General features: G+C 73.6%; 16 protein-coding genes. 8 read left to right on the top strand and 8 right to left on the bottom strand.

Annotated features, from left to right (window positions below):
* From murU to DRV96_RS06515, 3 genes are all read left to right on the top strand, one after another.
* Positions 1-711: an N-acetylmuramate alpha-1-phosphate uridylyltransferase MurU gene (murU, locus tag DRV96_RS06525; RefSeq protein WP_259371655.1), complete on the top strand. Its 711-nt coding sequence runs from the start codon at positions 1-3 to the stop codon at positions 709-711.
* Between the two features lie 44 nt (positions 712-755).
* Positions 756-1991, top strand: a complete 1236-nt coding sequence (locus DRV96_RS06520) for an FAD-dependent monooxygenase (protein ID WP_119289082.1) — start codon at positions 756-758, stop codon at positions 1989-1991.
* Positions 1992-2149: 158 nt separating this feature from the next.
* On the top strand, positions 2150-3274 hold the full coding sequence (locus DRV96_RS06515; RefSeq protein ID WP_119289080.1) for a YeeE/YedE family protein: 1125 nt from the start codon (positions 2150-2152) through the stop codon (positions 3272-3274).
* A 30-nt stretch (positions 3275-3304) separates the two neighbouring features.
* On the opposite strand, the gene DRV96_RS06510 is transcribed toward DRV96_RS06515, so the two are convergent.
* A complete protein-coding gene (locus tag DRV96_RS06510; RefSeq protein ID WP_119289077.1) occupies positions 3305-3772 on the bottom strand; it encodes a CopD family protein in 468 nt (155 codons plus the stop codon).
* A gap of 149 nt (positions 3773-3921) precedes the next feature.
* Between DRV96_RS06510 and DRV96_RS06505 the strand changes: the two genes are divergently transcribed.
* The 5 genes from DRV96_RS06505 (at position 3922) to DRV96_RS06485 (ending at position 9164) form a co-directional block, all read left to right on the top strand.
* A complete protein-coding gene (locus DRV96_RS06505) occupies positions 3922-5232 on the top strand; it encodes a malonyl-CoA decarboxylase domain-containing protein (protein ID WP_119289075.1) in 1311 nt (436 codons plus the stop codon).
* A 32-nt stretch (positions 5233-5264) separates the two neighbouring features.
* Entirely contained in the window at positions 5265-6257 is a 993-nt protein-coding gene (locus tag DRV96_RS06500) for a Bug family tripartite tricarboxylate transporter substrate binding protein (protein WP_119289072.1), read from the top strand.
* A gap of 160 nt (positions 6258-6417) precedes the next feature.
* Complete coding sequence (locus tag DRV96_RS06495; RefSeq protein WP_119289071.1) at positions 6418-7194, top strand: enoyl-CoA hydratase/isomerase family protein; 777 nt, start codon at positions 6418-6420, stop codon at positions 7192-7194.
* A gap of 219 nt (positions 7195-7413) precedes the next feature.
* A complete protein-coding gene (locus DRV96_RS06490) occupies positions 7414-8952 on the top strand; it encodes a malonate--CoA ligase (protein WP_119289069.1) in 1539 nt (512 codons plus the stop codon).
* A complete protein-coding gene (locus DRV96_RS06485) occupies positions 8949-9164 on the top strand; it encodes a cysteine-rich CWC family protein (RefSeq protein WP_119289067.1) in 216 nt (71 codons plus the stop codon). Before DRV96_RS06490 ends, DRV96_RS06485 begins: the two co-directional genes overlap by 4 nt.
* Before the next feature lie 12 nt (positions 9165-9176).
* Here the strand turns inward: DRV96_RS06485 and DRV96_RS06480 are convergent, their stop codons facing one another.
* The 7 genes from DRV96_RS06480 to DRV96_RS06450 all read right to left on the bottom strand — a co-directional run bounded on the left by DRV96_RS06480 (position 9177) and on the right by DRV96_RS06450 (position 15513).
* Positions 9177-10010 (bottom strand): acyl-CoA thioesterase, encoded by an 834-nt coding sequence (locus DRV96_RS06480; RefSeq protein WP_119289064.1) that lies wholly within the window; start codon positions 10008-10010, stop codon positions 9177-9179.
* A 35-nt stretch (positions 10011-10045) separates the two neighbouring features.
* On the bottom strand, positions 10046-10513 hold the full coding sequence (locus tag DRV96_RS06475) for a rhodanese-like domain-containing protein (RefSeq protein ID WP_119289062.1): 468 nt from the start codon (positions 10511-10513) through the stop codon (positions 10046-10048).
* Between the two features lie 4 nt (positions 10514-10517).
* The gene (locus DRV96_RS06470; protein ID WP_119289059.1) at positions 10518-10826 is read right to left on the bottom strand and encodes a YqjK-like family protein; all 309 of its coding nucleotides are present in this window, start codon (positions 10824-10826) and stop codon (positions 10518-10520) included.
* Positions 10826-11230, bottom strand: coding sequence for a phage holin family protein (locus DRV96_RS06465; protein WP_119289057.1), 405 nt, complete (start codon positions 11228-11230; stop codon positions 10826-10828). The genes DRV96_RS06470 and DRV96_RS06465 overlap by 1 nt, the downstream gene beginning before the upstream one ends.
* Before the next feature lie 16 nt (positions 11231-11246).
* On the bottom strand, positions 11247-11558 hold the full coding sequence (locus DRV96_RS06460; RefSeq protein WP_119289054.1) for an ElaB/YgaM/YqjD family protein: 312 nt from the start codon (positions 11556-11558) through the stop codon (positions 11247-11249).
* 90 nt (positions 11559-11648) lie between these two features.
* Positions 11649-12425 (bottom strand): SDR family oxidoreductase, encoded by a 777-nt coding sequence (locus DRV96_RS06455; protein WP_419187036.1) that lies wholly within the window; start codon positions 12423-12425, stop codon positions 11649-11651.
* A 187-nt stretch (positions 12426-12612) separates the two neighbouring features.
* Complete coding sequence (locus DRV96_RS06450) at positions 12613-15513, bottom strand: adenosylcobalamin-dependent ribonucleoside-diphosphate reductase (protein ID WP_119289052.1); 2901 nt, start codon at positions 15511-15513, stop codon at positions 12613-12615.
* Positions 15514-15531: the final 18 nt, after the last annotated feature.

Raw genomic sequence — 15531 nt, 5'->3', positions numbered from 1 at the left:
GTGTCGACGCCGCCGCCCGCTGCGCTGATCCTGGCCGCCGGCCGTGGCGAGCGCATGCGCCCGCTGACCGACGCCACGCCCAAGCCGCTGCTGCGCGTGCGCGGCAAGCGGCTGATCGAGTGGCATCTCGAGGCGCTCGCGCGCGCCGGCGTGCGCGAGGTCGTCATCAACACGGCGTGGCTCGAGGAGCAGTTCCCGGCCGAGCTCGGCGACGGCGCGCGCTGGGGCCTGTCGATCCGCTACTCGATGGAAGGGCGCGACCACGGCGGCGCGCTCGAGACCGCCGGCGGCATGAAGAAGGCGCGGCAGTGGCTGTCGGACCCGTTCTGGGTCGTCTCGGGCGACGTGCACGTGCCCGACTTCGGCTTCGACGCAGCGCTCGTCGACGACGTCGTCGCGAGCGGCCAGTGGGCGCGGCTGTGGCTGGTCGACAACCCGCCGCACCACCCGCAGGGCGACTTCGGCATCCGCGACGGTCTGGCCGACCGCGACGCACGGCCGCGGCTGACCTGGAGCAGCATCGGCCTGTTCCGACACGCGTTCGTCGACGAACTGATGGCCACGCTGCCCGCCGGCACGAAGGCGCCGCTGCGCCCCTACCTCGAGGCCGCGATCGACCGCCGCCGCCTCGGCGCCGAGCGCCACGCCGGGCGCTGGACCGACGTCGGCACGCCCGAGCGACTGGCCGAACTCGACGCCGCGGGCGACTGAAGGCCGTGCCGGTGTCGTTGCCCGCACGACTCGACAATGCGTCCATGACACTGCAGCCCCGCCTGGCCGACGCCCCGCTGCGGCTGGCCGTGATCGGCGCCGGCCCCGCGGGGCTGGCGCTGGCGCTGCGCGCGGCGCAGGCGCTGCCGCGCTGGCACGTCTCGCTGTTCGACGCGCGCAGCGTCGAACACGACGTCGCGCGCGACCCGCGCACGATCGCGCTGTCGCTGGGCAGCGTGCAGCTGCTGCGCCGGCTCGGCGCCTGGCCGGCCGCCGCAGCGCAGCCGATCGTCGAGGTGCACGTGTCGCAGGCCCCGCCGACGCTGACCCTGCCGTGGGGCGACGCGCGCGCGGCCGAGGTGCGCATCCGCGCCGCCGACGAGGCGGTGCCGATGCTCGGCGCCGTGCTGCCGTACGGCACCCTGGTCGCGCCGATGCAGGCGGCGTGGTTCGCGCACGCGCAGCGCGAGCCGCAGCGGCTGGTCACGCGCTTCGGCACGCCGGTGGCCGCGATCAAGCCGCTCGACGCGGCGGCCGGCGGCGTTGAGGTCGACGCCGGCATCGCCGAGCGCTTCGACGCCGCCGTCGTCGCCGAGGGCGGCGTGTTCGCGCAGCAGGCGCGCAAGGCGCTGTCGCACGACTACCGCCAGACGGCGTGGGTCGGCACCGCGACGATGGACGGCGCGCCCGAAGGCGTCGCGTTCGAGCGCTTCACGCGCGCCGGGCCGCTCGCGCTGCTGCCGCTGCCCGGCGGCGCCGACGGTGCGCGCCGCGCGGCGATGGTGTGGTGCGTCGGCAGCGACGACGACCCGGTGCGCGAGCTGACCGACGCGCAGCGCGTGGCCGTCGTCAACAGCCTGCTGCCCGCCGCCGCCGGCCGCCTCGTCGCGCTGTCGCCGCTGAAGGCCTTCCCGCTCGGCCTGAACGCCGAGCGCACGCTCGTCGACGGTCGCACGGTGCGCATCGGCAACGCGGCGCAGACGCTGCACCCGGTGGCCGGCCAGGGGCTGAACCTGGGGCTGCGCGACGCCTACACGCTGGTGCAGGCGCTGCGCGACGTCGCCGACACCGGTGCGATCGACCGCGCGCTGGCGCACGTCGAGTGGGCGCGCGCGCCCGACCGCTGGAGCACGATTGCCGTCACCGACTTCCTCGCGCGCAGCTTCACGTGGACCTGGCCTGGCGTGGCCGCCGCGCGCGGCGCGGCGCTCGCGGCGCTGCAGGCGGTGCGGCCGCTGAAGTCGCTGTTCGCGCGGCAGATGATGTTCGGTCGCCGCTGAGCGCCCCGCCCGCCGATACCCCCACCCCTTCGCGTCGCCAATCGCTTCGGCGTTGACCGCGATCAATGTGGCGCGCCGGCCCGGCGCGGATCATCGCCGTCAGGCCTTGAGCGGCTGCCCGCCGGCGCCGCGTGTCTGACCCACCTGCAACCACCGTGATGAGCCCTGCCGACCTGCTGGCCGCCCTGATGGAGCGCGTCGGCGAGATGTGGACGATCACGCTCGCCGGCCTCGCGATCGGCGTGCTGTTCGGCTTCTTCGCGCAGAAGTCGCGCTTCTGCCTGCGCTCGGCGGTGATCGAGTTCGCGCGCAACACGACCGGCGGCAAGCTCACGGTGTGGCTGTTCGCGTTCGCGACCGCGGTCGGGCTCACGCAGGCGTTCATCCTGCTCGGCTGGCTCGACGTCTCGACGGCGCGCCAGCTCGCCGGTCGCGGCAGCATCTCGGGCGCGCTGATCGGCGGCGCGATGTTCGGCGCCGGGATGATCCTCGCGCGCGGCTGCTCGAGCCGCCTGCTCGTGCTCGCCGCCCAGGGCAACCTGCGCTCGCTGCTGTCGGGACTGATCTTCGCCGTCGTCGCGACCGCGTCGCTCGGCGGCATCCTGTCGCCGCTGCGGCTGTGGCTGGCCGAGCTGTGGACCGTCGAAGGCGGCGCGTCGCGCGACCTGATCGCGATCACCGGTATCGGCCACGGGGGCGCACTGGCGTTCGCCGGCGTGTGGCTGGCCGCCGCGATCTTCTGGGCGCGCAAGCAGCGCGTGCCGTTCTGGGGCTGGGCCGGCGGCATCGGCGTCGGCGCGATGGTGGCCATCGCGTGGCTCGCGACCTACGCAATCTCGCGCCAGGCGTTCGACATGGTGATCGGCGTGCAGAGCCTGAGCTTCACCGGGCCGGCGTCGGACGTGCTGCTGCTCGTGCTGTCACCGCCCGGTCAGCCGCTGAAGTTCGACATCGGCCTCGTGCCCGGCGTGTTCATCGGCTCGTTCATCGCGGCGGCGCTCGCCGGTGAGCTCAAGCTCGAGGGCTTCCAGGGCGGCCCGGCGATGCGGCGCTACATCGCCGGCGCCGTGCTGATGGGCTTCGGCGGCATGCTCGCCGGCGGCTGCGCGGTCGGTGCCGGCGTCTCGGGCGCGGCGGTGTTCACGCTGACGGCGTGGATCACGCTGTTCGCGATGTGGGGCGCGGCGATGTTCACCGACTGGTGGATGGACCGCCGCCACGAGCCGGCCGAGCACGCGCCGCCGGCCGCATCCGCCGTGCCGCCGACGCACGCGCCGGCCTGAGCGTGCGCTGCGGCCGCGCCGGCCGGCGCGTCAGACGAAGCCGACGACGACGAGGATCGTGACGCCGAGCGTGAGGTTGACGCCGACCCACGTGCGGATCCTGGCCAGCGCCGCGCCGCCGGCCGGCCAGTCGCGGGCGGCCACCGCGCGCCGCAACCGCGGGTACAGCGCGAAGCGGATGTGGCCGAAGATCGCCACCATCACGACGCCGAGCACCGTCATCACGGTCCACGGCCACGGCATGTGACCGCCGCCGGCGTGCGCGATGCCGATCAGCGACAGCCCGCTGGCGAGCACGACGACCACCGCGACGAGCACGGCGGCGAAGAAACGCCCGAGCACGTCGTGCATCAGTGCGACGCGCTGCGGCGGCTCGAGCGCGGCCACCGCCGGGCGCAGGAAGAAGTGCGCGAACGCCATGCCGCCGACCCACAGCACGACGGCGAGCACGTGCAGCGTCTTCAGTGCGATGGCGGCGTAGGCGAACGGAATCGGCATCGGCGACGACGCGGTGGAACGATGGACCCGACTGTAGCGGCCCCCTCGGTGTTTGTCCGCGCGCGCAGCGCACGCGCGCTGGCGACACAATCGCCGCTTTGCACGACCGCGCCTGCGCACCGCCCCGGCACGACCTCCGGCCGCCCCCGATGTTCGACGAGCTGAAGAACGCCGCCCGCCGCCTGAGCACCGAGCACAACGTGCGCCGGCTGCGCGACGACTGCCGGCGCCTGCTGTCGGAGCGCGGCGAGGGCAACAGCGTCGCGCTCGCGCGCGAGATCTTGCAGCGCCACGCCACGCTCGACGACGCCGGCCAGGCGGCGTTCTTCGCGCACCTCGCGCGCGACTACAACCCCGACCCGCAGGCGGTGCTCGCCGCGGCGCAGGCCTACGCCGCCGACCCGGGCCCGGCGACCCTGCAGCGCCTGACGCAGGCGGCGGAGCCGCCGCGGCAGGAGCTGCTGCGGCGCCTGAACCGCGCCCCCGGCGGCACCGCAGCCATCGTGCGGATGCGCCGCGCGCTGCTCGCGCGGCTGCCGAAGGACCCGTCGCTCGCCGCCGTCGAGGCCGACCTGCTGCACCTGCTGTCGAGCTGGTTCAACCCCGGCTTCCTCGAGCTGCGCCGCGTCGACTGGAACTCGCCGGCGCGCCTGCTCGAGCGGCTGATCGAGCACGAGGCGGTGCACGAGATCGACGGCTGGGACGACCTGCGCCGCCGCCTGCTGCCCGACCGCCGCTGCTTCGCGTTCTTCCACCCGCGGCTGCCCGACGAGCCGCTGATCTTCGTCGAAGTCGCGCTGCTGGCCGAGATGCCGGCAGCGATCGCGCCGCTGATCGACAAGACGGTGACGACGCCGCTCGAGCCGTCGCGCTTCAAGGTCGCCGCGTTCTACTCGATCAGCAACTGCGAGCCGGGGCTGCGCGGCGTCTCGCTCGGCAACTTCCTGATCAAGCGCGTCGCCGAGGCGCTGCAGCGCGAGCTGCCGCAGCTGCGCACGTTCTGCACGCTATCGCCGATCCCGGGGCTCGCGGCGTGGATCGCCAGCGGCGACGACTTCGCCGCGCTGCCGCGCCTCGCGCCCGCCGCGGCCGAGCGCGCGCGGCAGGCGCGGCGCACGCTCGAACGCGCGTGCGGCGGCGACTGGTCGCGGCTGCAGACGGCCGCGGCGCTGCGTGCGCTCGACGCCGACGCGACCGACGCGCTGAAGCGGCTGACCGCGGTCTACCTGCTGCACCGCACGCCGACGCCGCAGGGCGACCCGGTGGCGCGCTTCCACCTCGACAACGGCGCGCGGCTCGAACGCCTGAACCCGCTCGCCGACCTGTCGCGGCGCGGTGCGAAGCAGTCGTTCGCGATGATGGTCAACTACCTGTACGACCTCGACCGCGTCGAGGCCCGCCACGAGGCGTTCACGCGCGGGCGCATCGCCGCGGCGAGCGCCGTCGCATCGCTCGTCTGATCACACCCCCGACCCCGAACGAAGGAGACGCCATGACCCGCCACCGCCTCGCCCTGTCCCGCCGCCAGCTGCTCGCCGCCGCGGCGCTCGGCGCCGTCGCCGCGGCCCCCGCCGCGTTCGCGCAGGGCTGGCCGACCAAGCCGGTGACGATCGTCGTGCCGTTCCCGCCCGGCGGCGGCACCGACGCCTTCGCGCGCCCGCTGTTCGCCGCCATCACGAAGAACACCGGCCGCCAGTTCGTGATCGACAACAAGGGCGGCGCCGGCGGCACGCTCGGCGCGTCGGTGGCGGCCAAGGCCGCGCCCGACGGCTACACGTTCTTCATGGGCGCGGTGCACCACGCGATCGCGCCGAGCATGTACCCGAAGCTCGACTACGACATCCTGACCGACTTCGTGCCCGTCGGCCTGGTCTCGAGCGTGCCGCAGGTCATCGTCGTGAACCCGCAGAAGGTCGCGGCGACGACGCTGCCGCAGCTGCTCGAGTTCATCCGCAAGAACCCGGGCAAGCTGAACTACGCGTCGGCAGGCAACGGCACCTCGCACCACCTGGCCGGCGAGCTGTTCAAGCTGCAGACGAAGACCTTCATCACGCACATCCCGTACCGCGGCGCCGGCCCGGCGCTGCAGGACCTCGTCGCCGGCCAGGTCGACATGATGTTCGACGGCCTCGGTTCGAGCGCGGCGCACATCAAGGCCGGGCGCATCCGGGCCATCGCCGTGGCCGCCGACAAGCGCGCGCCGGGCTTCCCGGACCTGCCGACCGCGGCCGAAGGCGGCGTGCCGACCTACAAGGTCGCGACCTGGTACGGCATCTGGGCGCCGAAGGGCACGCCGCGCGAGGCGATCGAGCGCATGCAGGCCGAGATGCGCAAGGCGCTCGAGTCCGACGAGCTGCGCGCGCAGTGGACCCAGCTCGGCACCGAGACGCCGAACCTGTGGGGCGACGCCTTCGGCGCCTTCGTCGCCAGCGAGGTCAAGCGCTGGGCCGAGGTCGTCAAGTCCTCGGGCGCAAAGCTCGATTGATGAACCACCCCCGTAGCGCCTTCGGCGCCTCCCCCTCGAGGGGGCGCCGCCAGCGGACCGGCGAAGCCGGATCCACGGCGGCCGCTTGGACCCGCGGCCTGCACATGAACGCGCAGCGCCGCACCCGGAGCACACCGCGGTCGACCTTGGAATGCCAGCGATGACCGGCCAGATCCGCTACCACGCCGCCGACGCGCAGGGCATCGCGCGCGTCGAGATCGCGCACCCCGGAAAACTCAACGCGCTGTCGGTGGCGATGTGGAGCGAGCTGCGCAGCGTCTTCGAGGCGCTGAAGGCGCAGGCGCCGGCGCCGCGCGTCGTCGTCGTGCACGGTGCGGACGGCGCCTTCGTCGCCGGTGCCGACATCGAGGAGTTTCCGCGCTTCCGTTTCGACGAGGAGTCGCTGCGCAGCTACCACGACAGCCTGGTGGCGCCGGCGCTGCGCGCGATGCTCGACGTCGACGTGCCGCTGGTCGCCGCGATCGAGGGGCCGTGCGTCGGCGGCGGGCTCGAGATCGCCGCGTGCTGCGACCTGCGCGTGGCCGGCCGCGGCGCGCGCTTCGGCATTCCGGTCGCGCGGCTGGGCTTTCCGGTCGCACCGCGCGAGGCCGAGATCCTTGCCGAGCGGCTCGGGCTGCCGCTGGTGCGCGAGCTGCTGCTCGAGGCGCGCCTGCTCGACGCGGCCGAGGCGCAGCGGCGCGGCGTCGTGCAGCACGTCGTCGACGACGACGCGGTGCTCGCCCAGGCGCGGCGGCTCGCCGAGCGCGTCGCGGCACTGTCGCCGCAGGCGCTCGCGCTGAACAAGCAGGTGCTGCGCCAGATCGCGCAAGGGGGCACGAACGCCGAGCTGCGCGACCGCTTCTTCGCCTTCGCCGACAGCCGCGAGCACCGCGAGGGGATCGCCGCGTTCCTCGAAAAGCGCGAACCCAAGTTCTGATGGACCACCCCCTACGGCCTTCGGCCGCCCCCTCGAGGGGGGCGAGCCCCGACACGAAAGGTCCGGCGGACCTTTCGTGCGTGGCGAGCGGCCGGAGTGCAAGGCCCGGCGCGGCCTGCAAGGCCCGCCGGCGGACCGGCGAAGCCGGATCCGCGGCGGCCGCTTGAGTGTGCTGCGACATGCCATGCAAGTGCCGCATCGACACGATAGATGTCTGAAATGAAGAACGACAACCTGTTCGGCACGCTGCGCGCCGCGTTCCCCGCCGACCTCGACGCCATCGCCGTCGAGACGGCCGACACGCCGCAGCCGCTGTACTACACGTGGCGCGACCTCGAGCGCGGCACCGCGATGCTCGCCAACCTGCTCGCGTCGCTCGGGCTGCCGCCGGGCAGCCGCATCGCCGCGCAGGTCGACAAGAGCGTCGAGGCGATGATGCTGTACCTCGCGGTGCTGCGCGCCGGCCACGTCTACTTGCCGCTGAACACCGCGTACCAGGCCGGCGAGATCGAGTACTTCGTCGGCAACGCCGAGCCGGCCGTCGTGGTCTGCGCGAAGCGCAACTTCGGCTGGGTCAGCCGCATCGCGTTCAACGCCGGCGTCAAGCACGTCTACACGCTCGACGACGACCGCAGCGGCACGCTGCTCGACCGCGCCGCGTCGCAGCCCGACACGCACGAGCCGGCCGTCGCACAAGCCGACGACCTCGCGGTGATCATCTACACCAGCGGCACCACCGGGCGCAGCAAGGGCGCGATGCTGACGCACGAGAACCTGCGCAGCAACGCGCGCGTGCTGAAAGACTACTGGGGATGGCAGCCGGGCGACGTGCTGATCCACGCGCTGCCGATCTTCCACGTGCACGGCCTGTTCGTCGCGATCCACGGCGCGCTGCTCAACGGCAGCCCGATGATCTGGTTCGGCCGCTTCGACCCGAAGGCCGTCGTCGCGCGCCTGCCCGACGCGACCGTGTTCATGGGCGTGCCGACGCTGTACGTGCGCATGCTCGGCGAGAGCGCGCTCACGCGCGAACAGTGCGCGCACATGCGGCTGTTCGTCAGCGGCTCGGCGCCGCTGCTGATCGAGACCTTCAACGCGTGGCGCGAGCGCACCGGGCACACGATCCTCGAGCGCTACGGCATGAGCGAGACGGTGATGCTGACGTCGAACCCGTACCGCCCCGAGTCGGCGCGCCGCGGCGGCACGGTGGGCTTCCCGCTGCCGGGCGTGCAGCTGCGCATCCGCGACGACAAGGGCCGGCCGGTGCCCACCGGCGAGGTCGGCCACATCGAGGTCAAGGGCCCGAACGTGTTCAAGGGCTACTGGCGCATGCCCGAGAAGACGGCCGACGACTTCACCGACGACCTGTGGTTCAAGACCGGCGACGTCGGCAAGATCGACGCCGACGGCTACGTGACGATCGTCGGGCGCAGCAAGGACCTCGTGATCACCGGCGGCTACAACGTCTATCCGGCCGAGGTCGAGGCGCTGATCAACGAGCTGCCCGGCGTCGCCGAGAGCGCCGTGATCGGCGTGCCGCACCCCGACTTCGGCGAGGGCGTCGTCGCCGTCGTCGTGCCGCGGCCCGGCGCCGCGCTCGACCCCGACGGCATCGTCGCGACGCTGAAGACGAAGATCGCCGGCTACAAGGTGCCCAAGCGCGTCGTCGTCGTGCCCGAGCTGCCGCGCAACCAGATGGGCAAGGTGCAGAAGAACGTGCTGCGCGACGCGCACCGCGGCCTGTTCACCCCCGCGTGACGACGCCCGACGCCCCCAGCGACACCTGCCCGCGCTGCGGCGCGCCGTTCCACTGCGGCGTGCACGACGACGCGCCGTGCGCGTGCACGACGCTGCAGCTCGACGACGCGCTGCTGATGCAGCTGCGCGTGCGCTTCAGCGGCTGTCTGTGCCTGCGCTGCCTGTCGGCACTGGCCGGCGGCGAGCCGCTCGAGCTGCCCGCGGCGCGCTGACGAACGCGACGCTCACTCGCGGTAGTAGACGATCTGGTGGCTGACCGCCAGCAGCTCGCCATCGGCACCCCACAGCTGCGCCGCCTGGTCGAAGTAGCCGTTGCGGAAGCGGTGCGCGCTCGCGTGCGCCAGCAGGTGCGCGTCGCCGATCGCCGCCAGCGTCGCGGCGTCGGCGTGGAAGTACACCGTCATCGACACGGTGCCGATCGGCACCCATGTCGGGCGGCGCACGAAGATGCGCGGGAAGAACACGTCGGCGAGCGCGGCCAGCGACAGGAAGTCGAGCGGGCGCGGCGGCGCGTCGCGCACCCACAGCAGGCTCTCGGCGTCGGGGTCGGCGGCGGGGCGTTCGAACTCGAGCGCCCCCTTGACGAAGCGCATCTCGTACGCCGAGGTCCAGCGCGCCCGCTCGAGCGGCGCCATGCGCGCGAGCGACGCCGGCGGCGGCGCCGCGGGGAACCCCGCCTCGACGGCCGACCAGGTCTCGCGCCGCGTCGCGAACACCACGGTGGCGGTGGCGGCCACTGCGTCGCCCTGGCGCAGCTGCACGAGCCAGTGCTGCGTCGAGCGGTTCGTGCGCACCGGCTCGGCAATCACCTCGAACGCACCGTCGGCGATCGGCCCCGCGTAGTTGACGGTCAGCGCGAGCGGCTCGCCCTGCCGCCGCGCGTCGCGCGACGCGGCACCGAGCAGCGTCGCCGCGGTGACGCCGCCGAACGGGCCGACCATGTTGGCGTACGCGGGCGACGTGTGGCCGCGCCAGCGGCCCTCGGCAAGGGGTTCGAGCGCGGTCGCGGCATCGAAGGGGTGTGGATCGAGCTGCGGGGCGGACGGCGGTGCGTTCATCGCCGCATCGTAGCCGGCACGCTGGCGCGCGCAGGCTACCTCACCGGGCGCCGCTGCTCGGCGCGCAGCGGCGGCGACAGCAGCGCCTCGGCCACATCGGGATCCACCGGTCGTCCGGCGGCGTCGACGAGCGGCAGCTCGGCGTCGTTCCAGCCGCGCACGCCGGTTTTCAGCGACACGACGTGGCCGAAGCCCATCGCCTGCATCACGTCGGCGGCGAGCACCGAGCGGTGGCCCGAGCGGCACACGACGACGATGTCGCGCGCGCGCCCGCCGGCCAGCGCCGGCACCGTGGTGTCGAAGTCCCACTCGCAGGCCTGCTCGAGCACGCCGCGCGGCACGTTGAGCGCACCGGCGATGTGCAGCGCATCGAACTCGGCCGGCTCGCGCACGTCGAGCACGAGCGGCGGCGCGTCGCCCGCCAGCCGCGCATGCAGGTCCCACGGCATGCATTCGCGCACGCGCGCCAGCGCGTCGGCGACGAGGTCCTGGTAGCGCTTCACGCGCTCAGCGCGGCTCGACGGCGGCGCGCAGCAGGCGCTGCGCGTGCCGCCACAGGCGCCAGCCCCACCACGCGCGCGCGCCCCAGCGCAGCGCGCGGCGCGGGTGCAGCACGACGAGCACGGCGAGTGCGCCCAGCGGCCACTCGGGGTGCGCGCGCAGCCACGCGACGCCGCTGCGCACTTGGTCGGCCAGCGCCAGCGGCGGCTCGAGCGCGCGCGCGCGCTCGGCCAGCGTCGCGCGCAGCTCGGTACTGCGCAGGCGCAGCCGCTCGCGCCGCTGCTGCAACTCGAGCTGCTCGCGGGCGAACAGCATCACGCGCCGGCACCAGGGGTCTCGCGTCCGGCCAGCGCCTCGCGGTCGCGCCGCAGCTCGGCCCGCGTGGCCTCGAAGGGCGTACCTTCGGCCAAGCGGGCGCGCGCCGCGTGCCACAGCAGCCCTGCGGCGGCCGCGTAGACGAGCACGACGACGCCCAGCGCCGCAACGCGGTACGGCTCGGCCAACAGCATCACGACGAACAGCGACAAGAGCACCAGCGCGACGCCCGCAGCCAGCAGCGCGACGGCCAGCAGCGCGAGCGCGTCGAGCGCGCGCAGCTTCTCCTGCTGCAGCTCGGTCGCGAACAGCGCCAGCCGCACCTCGGCGAGCTCGGCCGCGCTGCCGAGCAGCCGCCGCAGCGACGTGAACAGCCCCGGCGGTGGCGCGCTCGCGTCGCCCATCGTCACGCGCGCGGGTTCAGCGGCGGCCGATCAGCACACCGAGCAGCAGGCCGAGGCCGGCGGCGACGCCGATCGACTGCCACGGGTGGTCGTGCACGTAGTCGTCGGCCTTGTGGCCTGCGGCCTTCGCGCGCTCGATCGCCGATTCCTGCAGGCGGTGCAGGCTGTCCTTGGCCTGCAGCAGGCGCAGGCGCATGCGATCGCGCAGCTCGGCGGCCTCGCTGCCGGCTTCGCCGGCGGTCATCTTCAGCAGCTCCTCGGCGTCGTGGATCGCGTGCTTCAGGTCGGCGACGATCTTGTCGCGCTGGGCGTCGGTCAGGGCGGTCATGCAGTCCTCCTTGTGTGAATCCGATGCTGCGACCTTAGCGTCGGTGCCCGGGTTCCACAAGTGCCGTGGCGCAAACCCGCCGCGCGCCATTCAGCCCCTGCCGACGAACGGCATCTTGGTGGCCATCACCGTCATGAACAGCACGTTGGCCTCGAGCGGCAGCCGCGCCATGTGCACGACGGCGTCGGCGGCGTGCTGCACCTCCATCACGGCCTCGGGCTTGAGCGATCCGTCGGCCTGGCGCACACCCTGCTGCATCGCCACCGTCATCTCGGTGGCGGCGTTGCCGATGTCGATCTGCCCGACCGCGATGTCGTAGGCGCGGCCGTCGAGCGCGGCCGTCTTCGTCAGCCCGGTGATCGCGTGCTTCGTCGCGGTGTAGGCCACCGAGCCGGGGCGCGGCGCGTGCGCCGAGATCGAGCCGTTGTTGATGATGCGCCCGCCGCGCGGCGTCTGCGCCTTCATCACGCGGAAGGCGTGCTGCGTGCACAGGAACGCGCCGGTCAGGTTGGTGTCGACCGCAGCCTGCCACTGCTCGAGCGGCAACTCTTCGAGCGACGCACTGCGCGGGAAGATGCCGGCGTTGTTGAACAGCAGGTCGAGCCGCCCGAAGCGCCGCACCGTGGCGTCGAACAGCGCGGCGACCGAGTCGGGGCGCGTGACGTCGGTGGGCACGGCGAGCGTGCGCTCGGCGATGTCGTCCCACGGGTCGCCGGCGGCGGCGATCGCGGCCTGCAACGCCTCGAGACGGCGGCCGGCGTAGACGACACGCCAACCGTCGGCGATCAGCGCGGCGGCGGTGGCCGCGCCGATGCCGCTGCCGGCGCCGGTGACGATGGCGATGCGGTCGTGGTGGGCTTTCATCATGACGGGGATCCTCGGCGTGGGCTCGACACGCAGTCTGCCACTGCCGCGCGGCCACGGGCTCGCGCCCGCGACGGTGGCCACGGCCGCGGACGGTCGACCCCTTCGCGCCGTCCGAGCCCGCGCAGGCCGAGCCCGGCGGCTCCACGCCCGCCTGCGCGGGCGTGGACCGGGCGAGGGCCCGCTGCGCTCAGCCACACTGCCCGACGTAGCCGCAGGCGGTGCAGAAATCGCAGCCGTCCTTGTGGATCAGCGTCGCGTTGCCGCACTCGGGGCACGGGCGGCCGGCCATCGGGACGACGTCGGCGCCGGTGGCCTTCGCCGTCGGGCGTTCGAGCACGCCCATCTCGCGCAACGGAAAGCCCTGTTCGTCGAGCACGCCGAGCATCGCGTAGCGGTGGATCACGAGCCGCGCAAGGTAGGCCACCGTGCTCGGCCACACCTGCTGGCGGCGCTCGCCGGGCACCGGCGCGAGGAAGTGGCCGAGCGGCTCGCCGACGTTGAGCAGCTTCCTCAGCTTCATGCCGATCCACGCCGGGTCGATCACGCGCATGTCCAGGCTCAGCAGCCGCGCCAGCCCGTCGAGCGCGCGCGGGTAGTTGCCCGAGAAGCCGATCGCGCACGGGCGGCTGACGCGCGTGCCGTCGGGGCCGGGCAGGCTCACCTCCTTGAGCGTCACGGTGAACGCCTCGCCGGTGGCGGGGTTGTCGATGTCCACGGCCCACGCGAGCGTGCCGTCGGCGCCGGTGCGCGGCTCGTCGCGGCTGAACATCGCGTCGAGTACGGGCGTCGGCCCACCTTCGGCGAGCGCGCCGAGCTGCTCGCAGCGCCAGCGGATCACGGCCGCAGTGGCGGCGACGACGCCCGGGAACAGCCGCTTCTCGCCGTGCGGCGGGAACGGCATCTCGAAGGCGCGCTCCTCGGCGACGGTGGCCAGCGCGTCGAGCTTGAGCCTGAGCCACTGCGCGTCGTTGGCGCGCATGTCCATCGACAGCGTCTTGGCCATCGCCGCGAGGCCGCGCGGCTGCTCGGCGCCGTTGACCCACACCTCGAACGGCACCGTCTTGCCGAACAGCCCGCCGTCGGGGCCCGGCGCGGCGGGCAGTTCGCCGACGAACAGGCTGAACTCGCCGTGCGGGTGGCGGATCATGAAGCTCCACGCCGGGTTGCCGCCGGGCAGCTCGGGCCGCCCGGGCCAGCGCAGCGAGGCCAGCACCGGCGCGGGCAGCCGCTCGACGCGCAGCCGCGCGTCGGCGCCCTCGGCCGCGAGCGGCGCGGGCTTCGGGGCACTGTCGACGCTGAGCACGGCGCCGAGCACGGCGTTGGGGCGGTAGGTGGCCAGCCCCTTGAGCCCCGACTGCCAGGCCTGCAGGTACAGGTCCTGGAAGTCGGCGTAGGGGTAGTCGGCCGGCACGTTGACGGTCTTGCTGATCGACGTGTCGATGAACGGCGCCACCGCGGCGACCATCGCCGCGTGGTCCTTCGCGCTCATCTCGAGCGCGGTGACGAAGGCGTCGGTCAGCGGGGCGTCGGCACCCTTCAGGTGCCGGTACAGCCGCCACGCGTGGTCCTCGACGCTGTACTCCTTGAAGCTGCCGTCGGGTTCGCGCTTCTTGCGCGTGTAGGTCCAGCTGAACGCGGGCTCGATGCCGTTGCTCGCGTTGTCGGCGAACGCGAGGCTGATCGTGCCGGTGGGCGCGATCGACAGCAGGTGCGAGTTGCGGATGCCGTGCGCGCGGATGCGCTCCTTCAGCGCCGCCGGCAGCCGCGACGCGAAGCGCCCGCCCGACAGGTACAGGTCGGCGTTGAACAGCGGGAACGCGCCGCGCTCGACGGCGAGGTCGACCGACGCGGCGTAGGCGGTGTCGCGCATCACCTCGGCGATGCGCCGCGCCATCGCACGCGCGTCCTCGCTGTCGTAGCGCAGCCCGAGCATCACGAGCGCGTCGCCGAGGCCCGTGAAGCCCAGCCCGACGCGGCGCTTGGCCTGCGCCTCGGCGCGCTGCTGCGGCAGCGGCCACACGGTGACGTCGAGCACGTTGTCGAGCATGCGCACCGCCACGCGCACCACCTCGCCGAAGCCGGCCTCGTCGAAGCGCGCGCCCGGCTCGAACGGGTCGCGCACGAAGTGCGTCAGGTCGATCGAGCCGAGGCAGCAGCAGCCGTAAGGCGGCAGCGGCTGCTCGGCGCACGGGTTGGTCGCGGCGATCGTCTCGCAGTAGCCGAGGTTGTTGTCGGCGTTGATGCGGTCGAGGAACAGCACGCCGGGCTCGGCGTGGTCGTAGGTCGAGCGCATGATCTGGTCCCACAGCTCGCGCGCGCGCACCTTGCGGTAGACCCACAGGCCGTCGGCGCGCTGGTGCGCGCCTTCGGCCTTCTGCGCCGGGCCGGGCTCGGCACGGTGGACGAGCTCGACCTCGCCGTCGGCGAGCACCGCGTGCATGAATGCGTCCGTCACGCCGACCGAGAGGTTGAAGTTCTTCAGGTCGCCGTCGTCCTTCGCGTGGATGAAGGCCTCGATGTCGGGGTGGTCGCAGCGCAGCACGCCCATCTGCGCACCGCGGCGGCTGCCGGCGCTCTCGACCGTCTCGCAGCTGCGGTCGAACACGCGCATGTAGCTGACCGGCCCCGACGCCGCGCTGCGCGTGCTGCCGACCCACGCGCCCTTCGGGCGGATGCGCGAGAAGTCGTAGCCGACGCCGCCGCCGCGGCGCATCGTCTCGGCCGCCTCGGTCAGCGCGGTGTAGATGCCGGGGTGGCCGTCCTCGACGTGCGCGATCGAATCGCCCACCGGCTGCACGAAGCAGTTGATCAGCGTGGCCGTCAGGTCGGTGCCGGCGGCCGACGCGATGCGCCCGGCCGGGATGAAGCCGCGCTGCTGCGCGTGCAGGAAGCGCTGCTCCCACTTCGCGCGCTGCTCGGGCGGCTCGGCGGCGGCGAGCGCACGCGCGACGCGGGCGCGCACGTCGTCGACGGTGCGTTCACCGTCCTTGGCGTACTTCTCGATCAGCACCTCGGTGCTGATCGGCTGGCCCGGCAGCGTGGCGGGCGTGGCGCTGCGCGCGGCGGGCCTCGATTCGGTGTTGGACATCGTGGGTGTGCTCCGGGC

It is taken from the genome of Azohydromonas sediminis (assembly GCF_003574675.1).
Taxonomy (GTDB): Bacteria; Pseudomonadota; Gammaproteobacteria; order Burkholderiales; family Burkholderiaceae_C; genus Calidifontimicrobium; species Calidifontimicrobium sediminis.
Note: the sequence above shows the minus strand (reverse complement) of the source record. Positions and strands in the feature narration are given on the sequence as shown.

Bases quoted from the DNA above. Each gene is read 5' to 3' on its own strand.
- DRV96_RS06490 (WP_119289069.1), top strand. From the start codon at position 7,414: ATGAAGAACGACAACCTGTTCGGCACGCTGCGCGCCGCGTTCCCCGCC.
- DRV96_RS06505 (WP_119289075.1), top strand. From the start codon at position 3,922: ATGTTCGACGAGCTGAAGAACGCCGCCCGCCGCCTGAGCACCGAGCAC.
- DRV96_RS06500 (WP_119289072.1), top strand. From the start codon at position 5,265: ATGACCCGCCACCGCCTCGCCCTGTCCCGCCGCCAGCTGCTCGCCGCC.
- DRV96_RS06465 (WP_119289057.1), bottom strand. From the start codon at position 11,230: ATGGGCGACGCGAGCGCGCCACCGCCGGGGCTGTTCACGTCGCTGCGG.
- DRV96_RS06460 (WP_119289054.1), bottom strand. From the start codon at position 11,558: ATGACCGCCCTGACCGACGCCCAGCGCGACAAGATCGTCGCCGACCTG.
- DRV96_RS06470 (WP_119289059.1), bottom strand. From the start codon at position 10,826: ATGCTGTTCGCCCGCGAGCAGCTCGAGTTGCAGCAGCGGCGCGAGCGG.
- DRV96_RS06515 (WP_119289080.1), top strand. From the start codon at position 2,150: ATGAGCCCTGCCGACCTGCTGGCCGCCCTGATGGAGCGCGTCGGCGAG.
- DRV96_RS06495 (WP_119289071.1), top strand. From the start codon at position 6,418: ATGACCGGCCAGATCCGCTACCACGCCGCCGACGCGCAGGGCATCGCG.
- DRV96_RS06480 (WP_119289064.1), bottom strand. From the start codon at position 10,010: ATGAACGCACCGCCGTCCGCCCCGCAGCTCGATCCACACCCCTTCGAT.
- DRV96_RS06510 (WP_119289077.1), bottom strand. From the start codon at position 3,772: ATGCCGATTCCGTTCGCCTACGCCGCCATCGCACTGAAGACGCTGCAC.
- DRV96_RS06450 (WP_119289052.1), bottom strand. From the start codon at position 15,513: ATGTCCAACACCGAATCGAGGCCCGCCGCGCGCAGCGCCACGCCCGCC.
- DRV96_RS06520 (WP_119289082.1), top strand. From the start codon at position 756: ATGACACTGCAGCCCCGCCTGGCCGACGCCCCGCTGCGGCTGGCCGTG.
- DRV96_RS06455 (WP_419187036.1), bottom strand. From the start codon at position 12,425: ATGATGAAAGCCCACCACGACCGCATCGCCATCGTCACCGGCGCCGGC.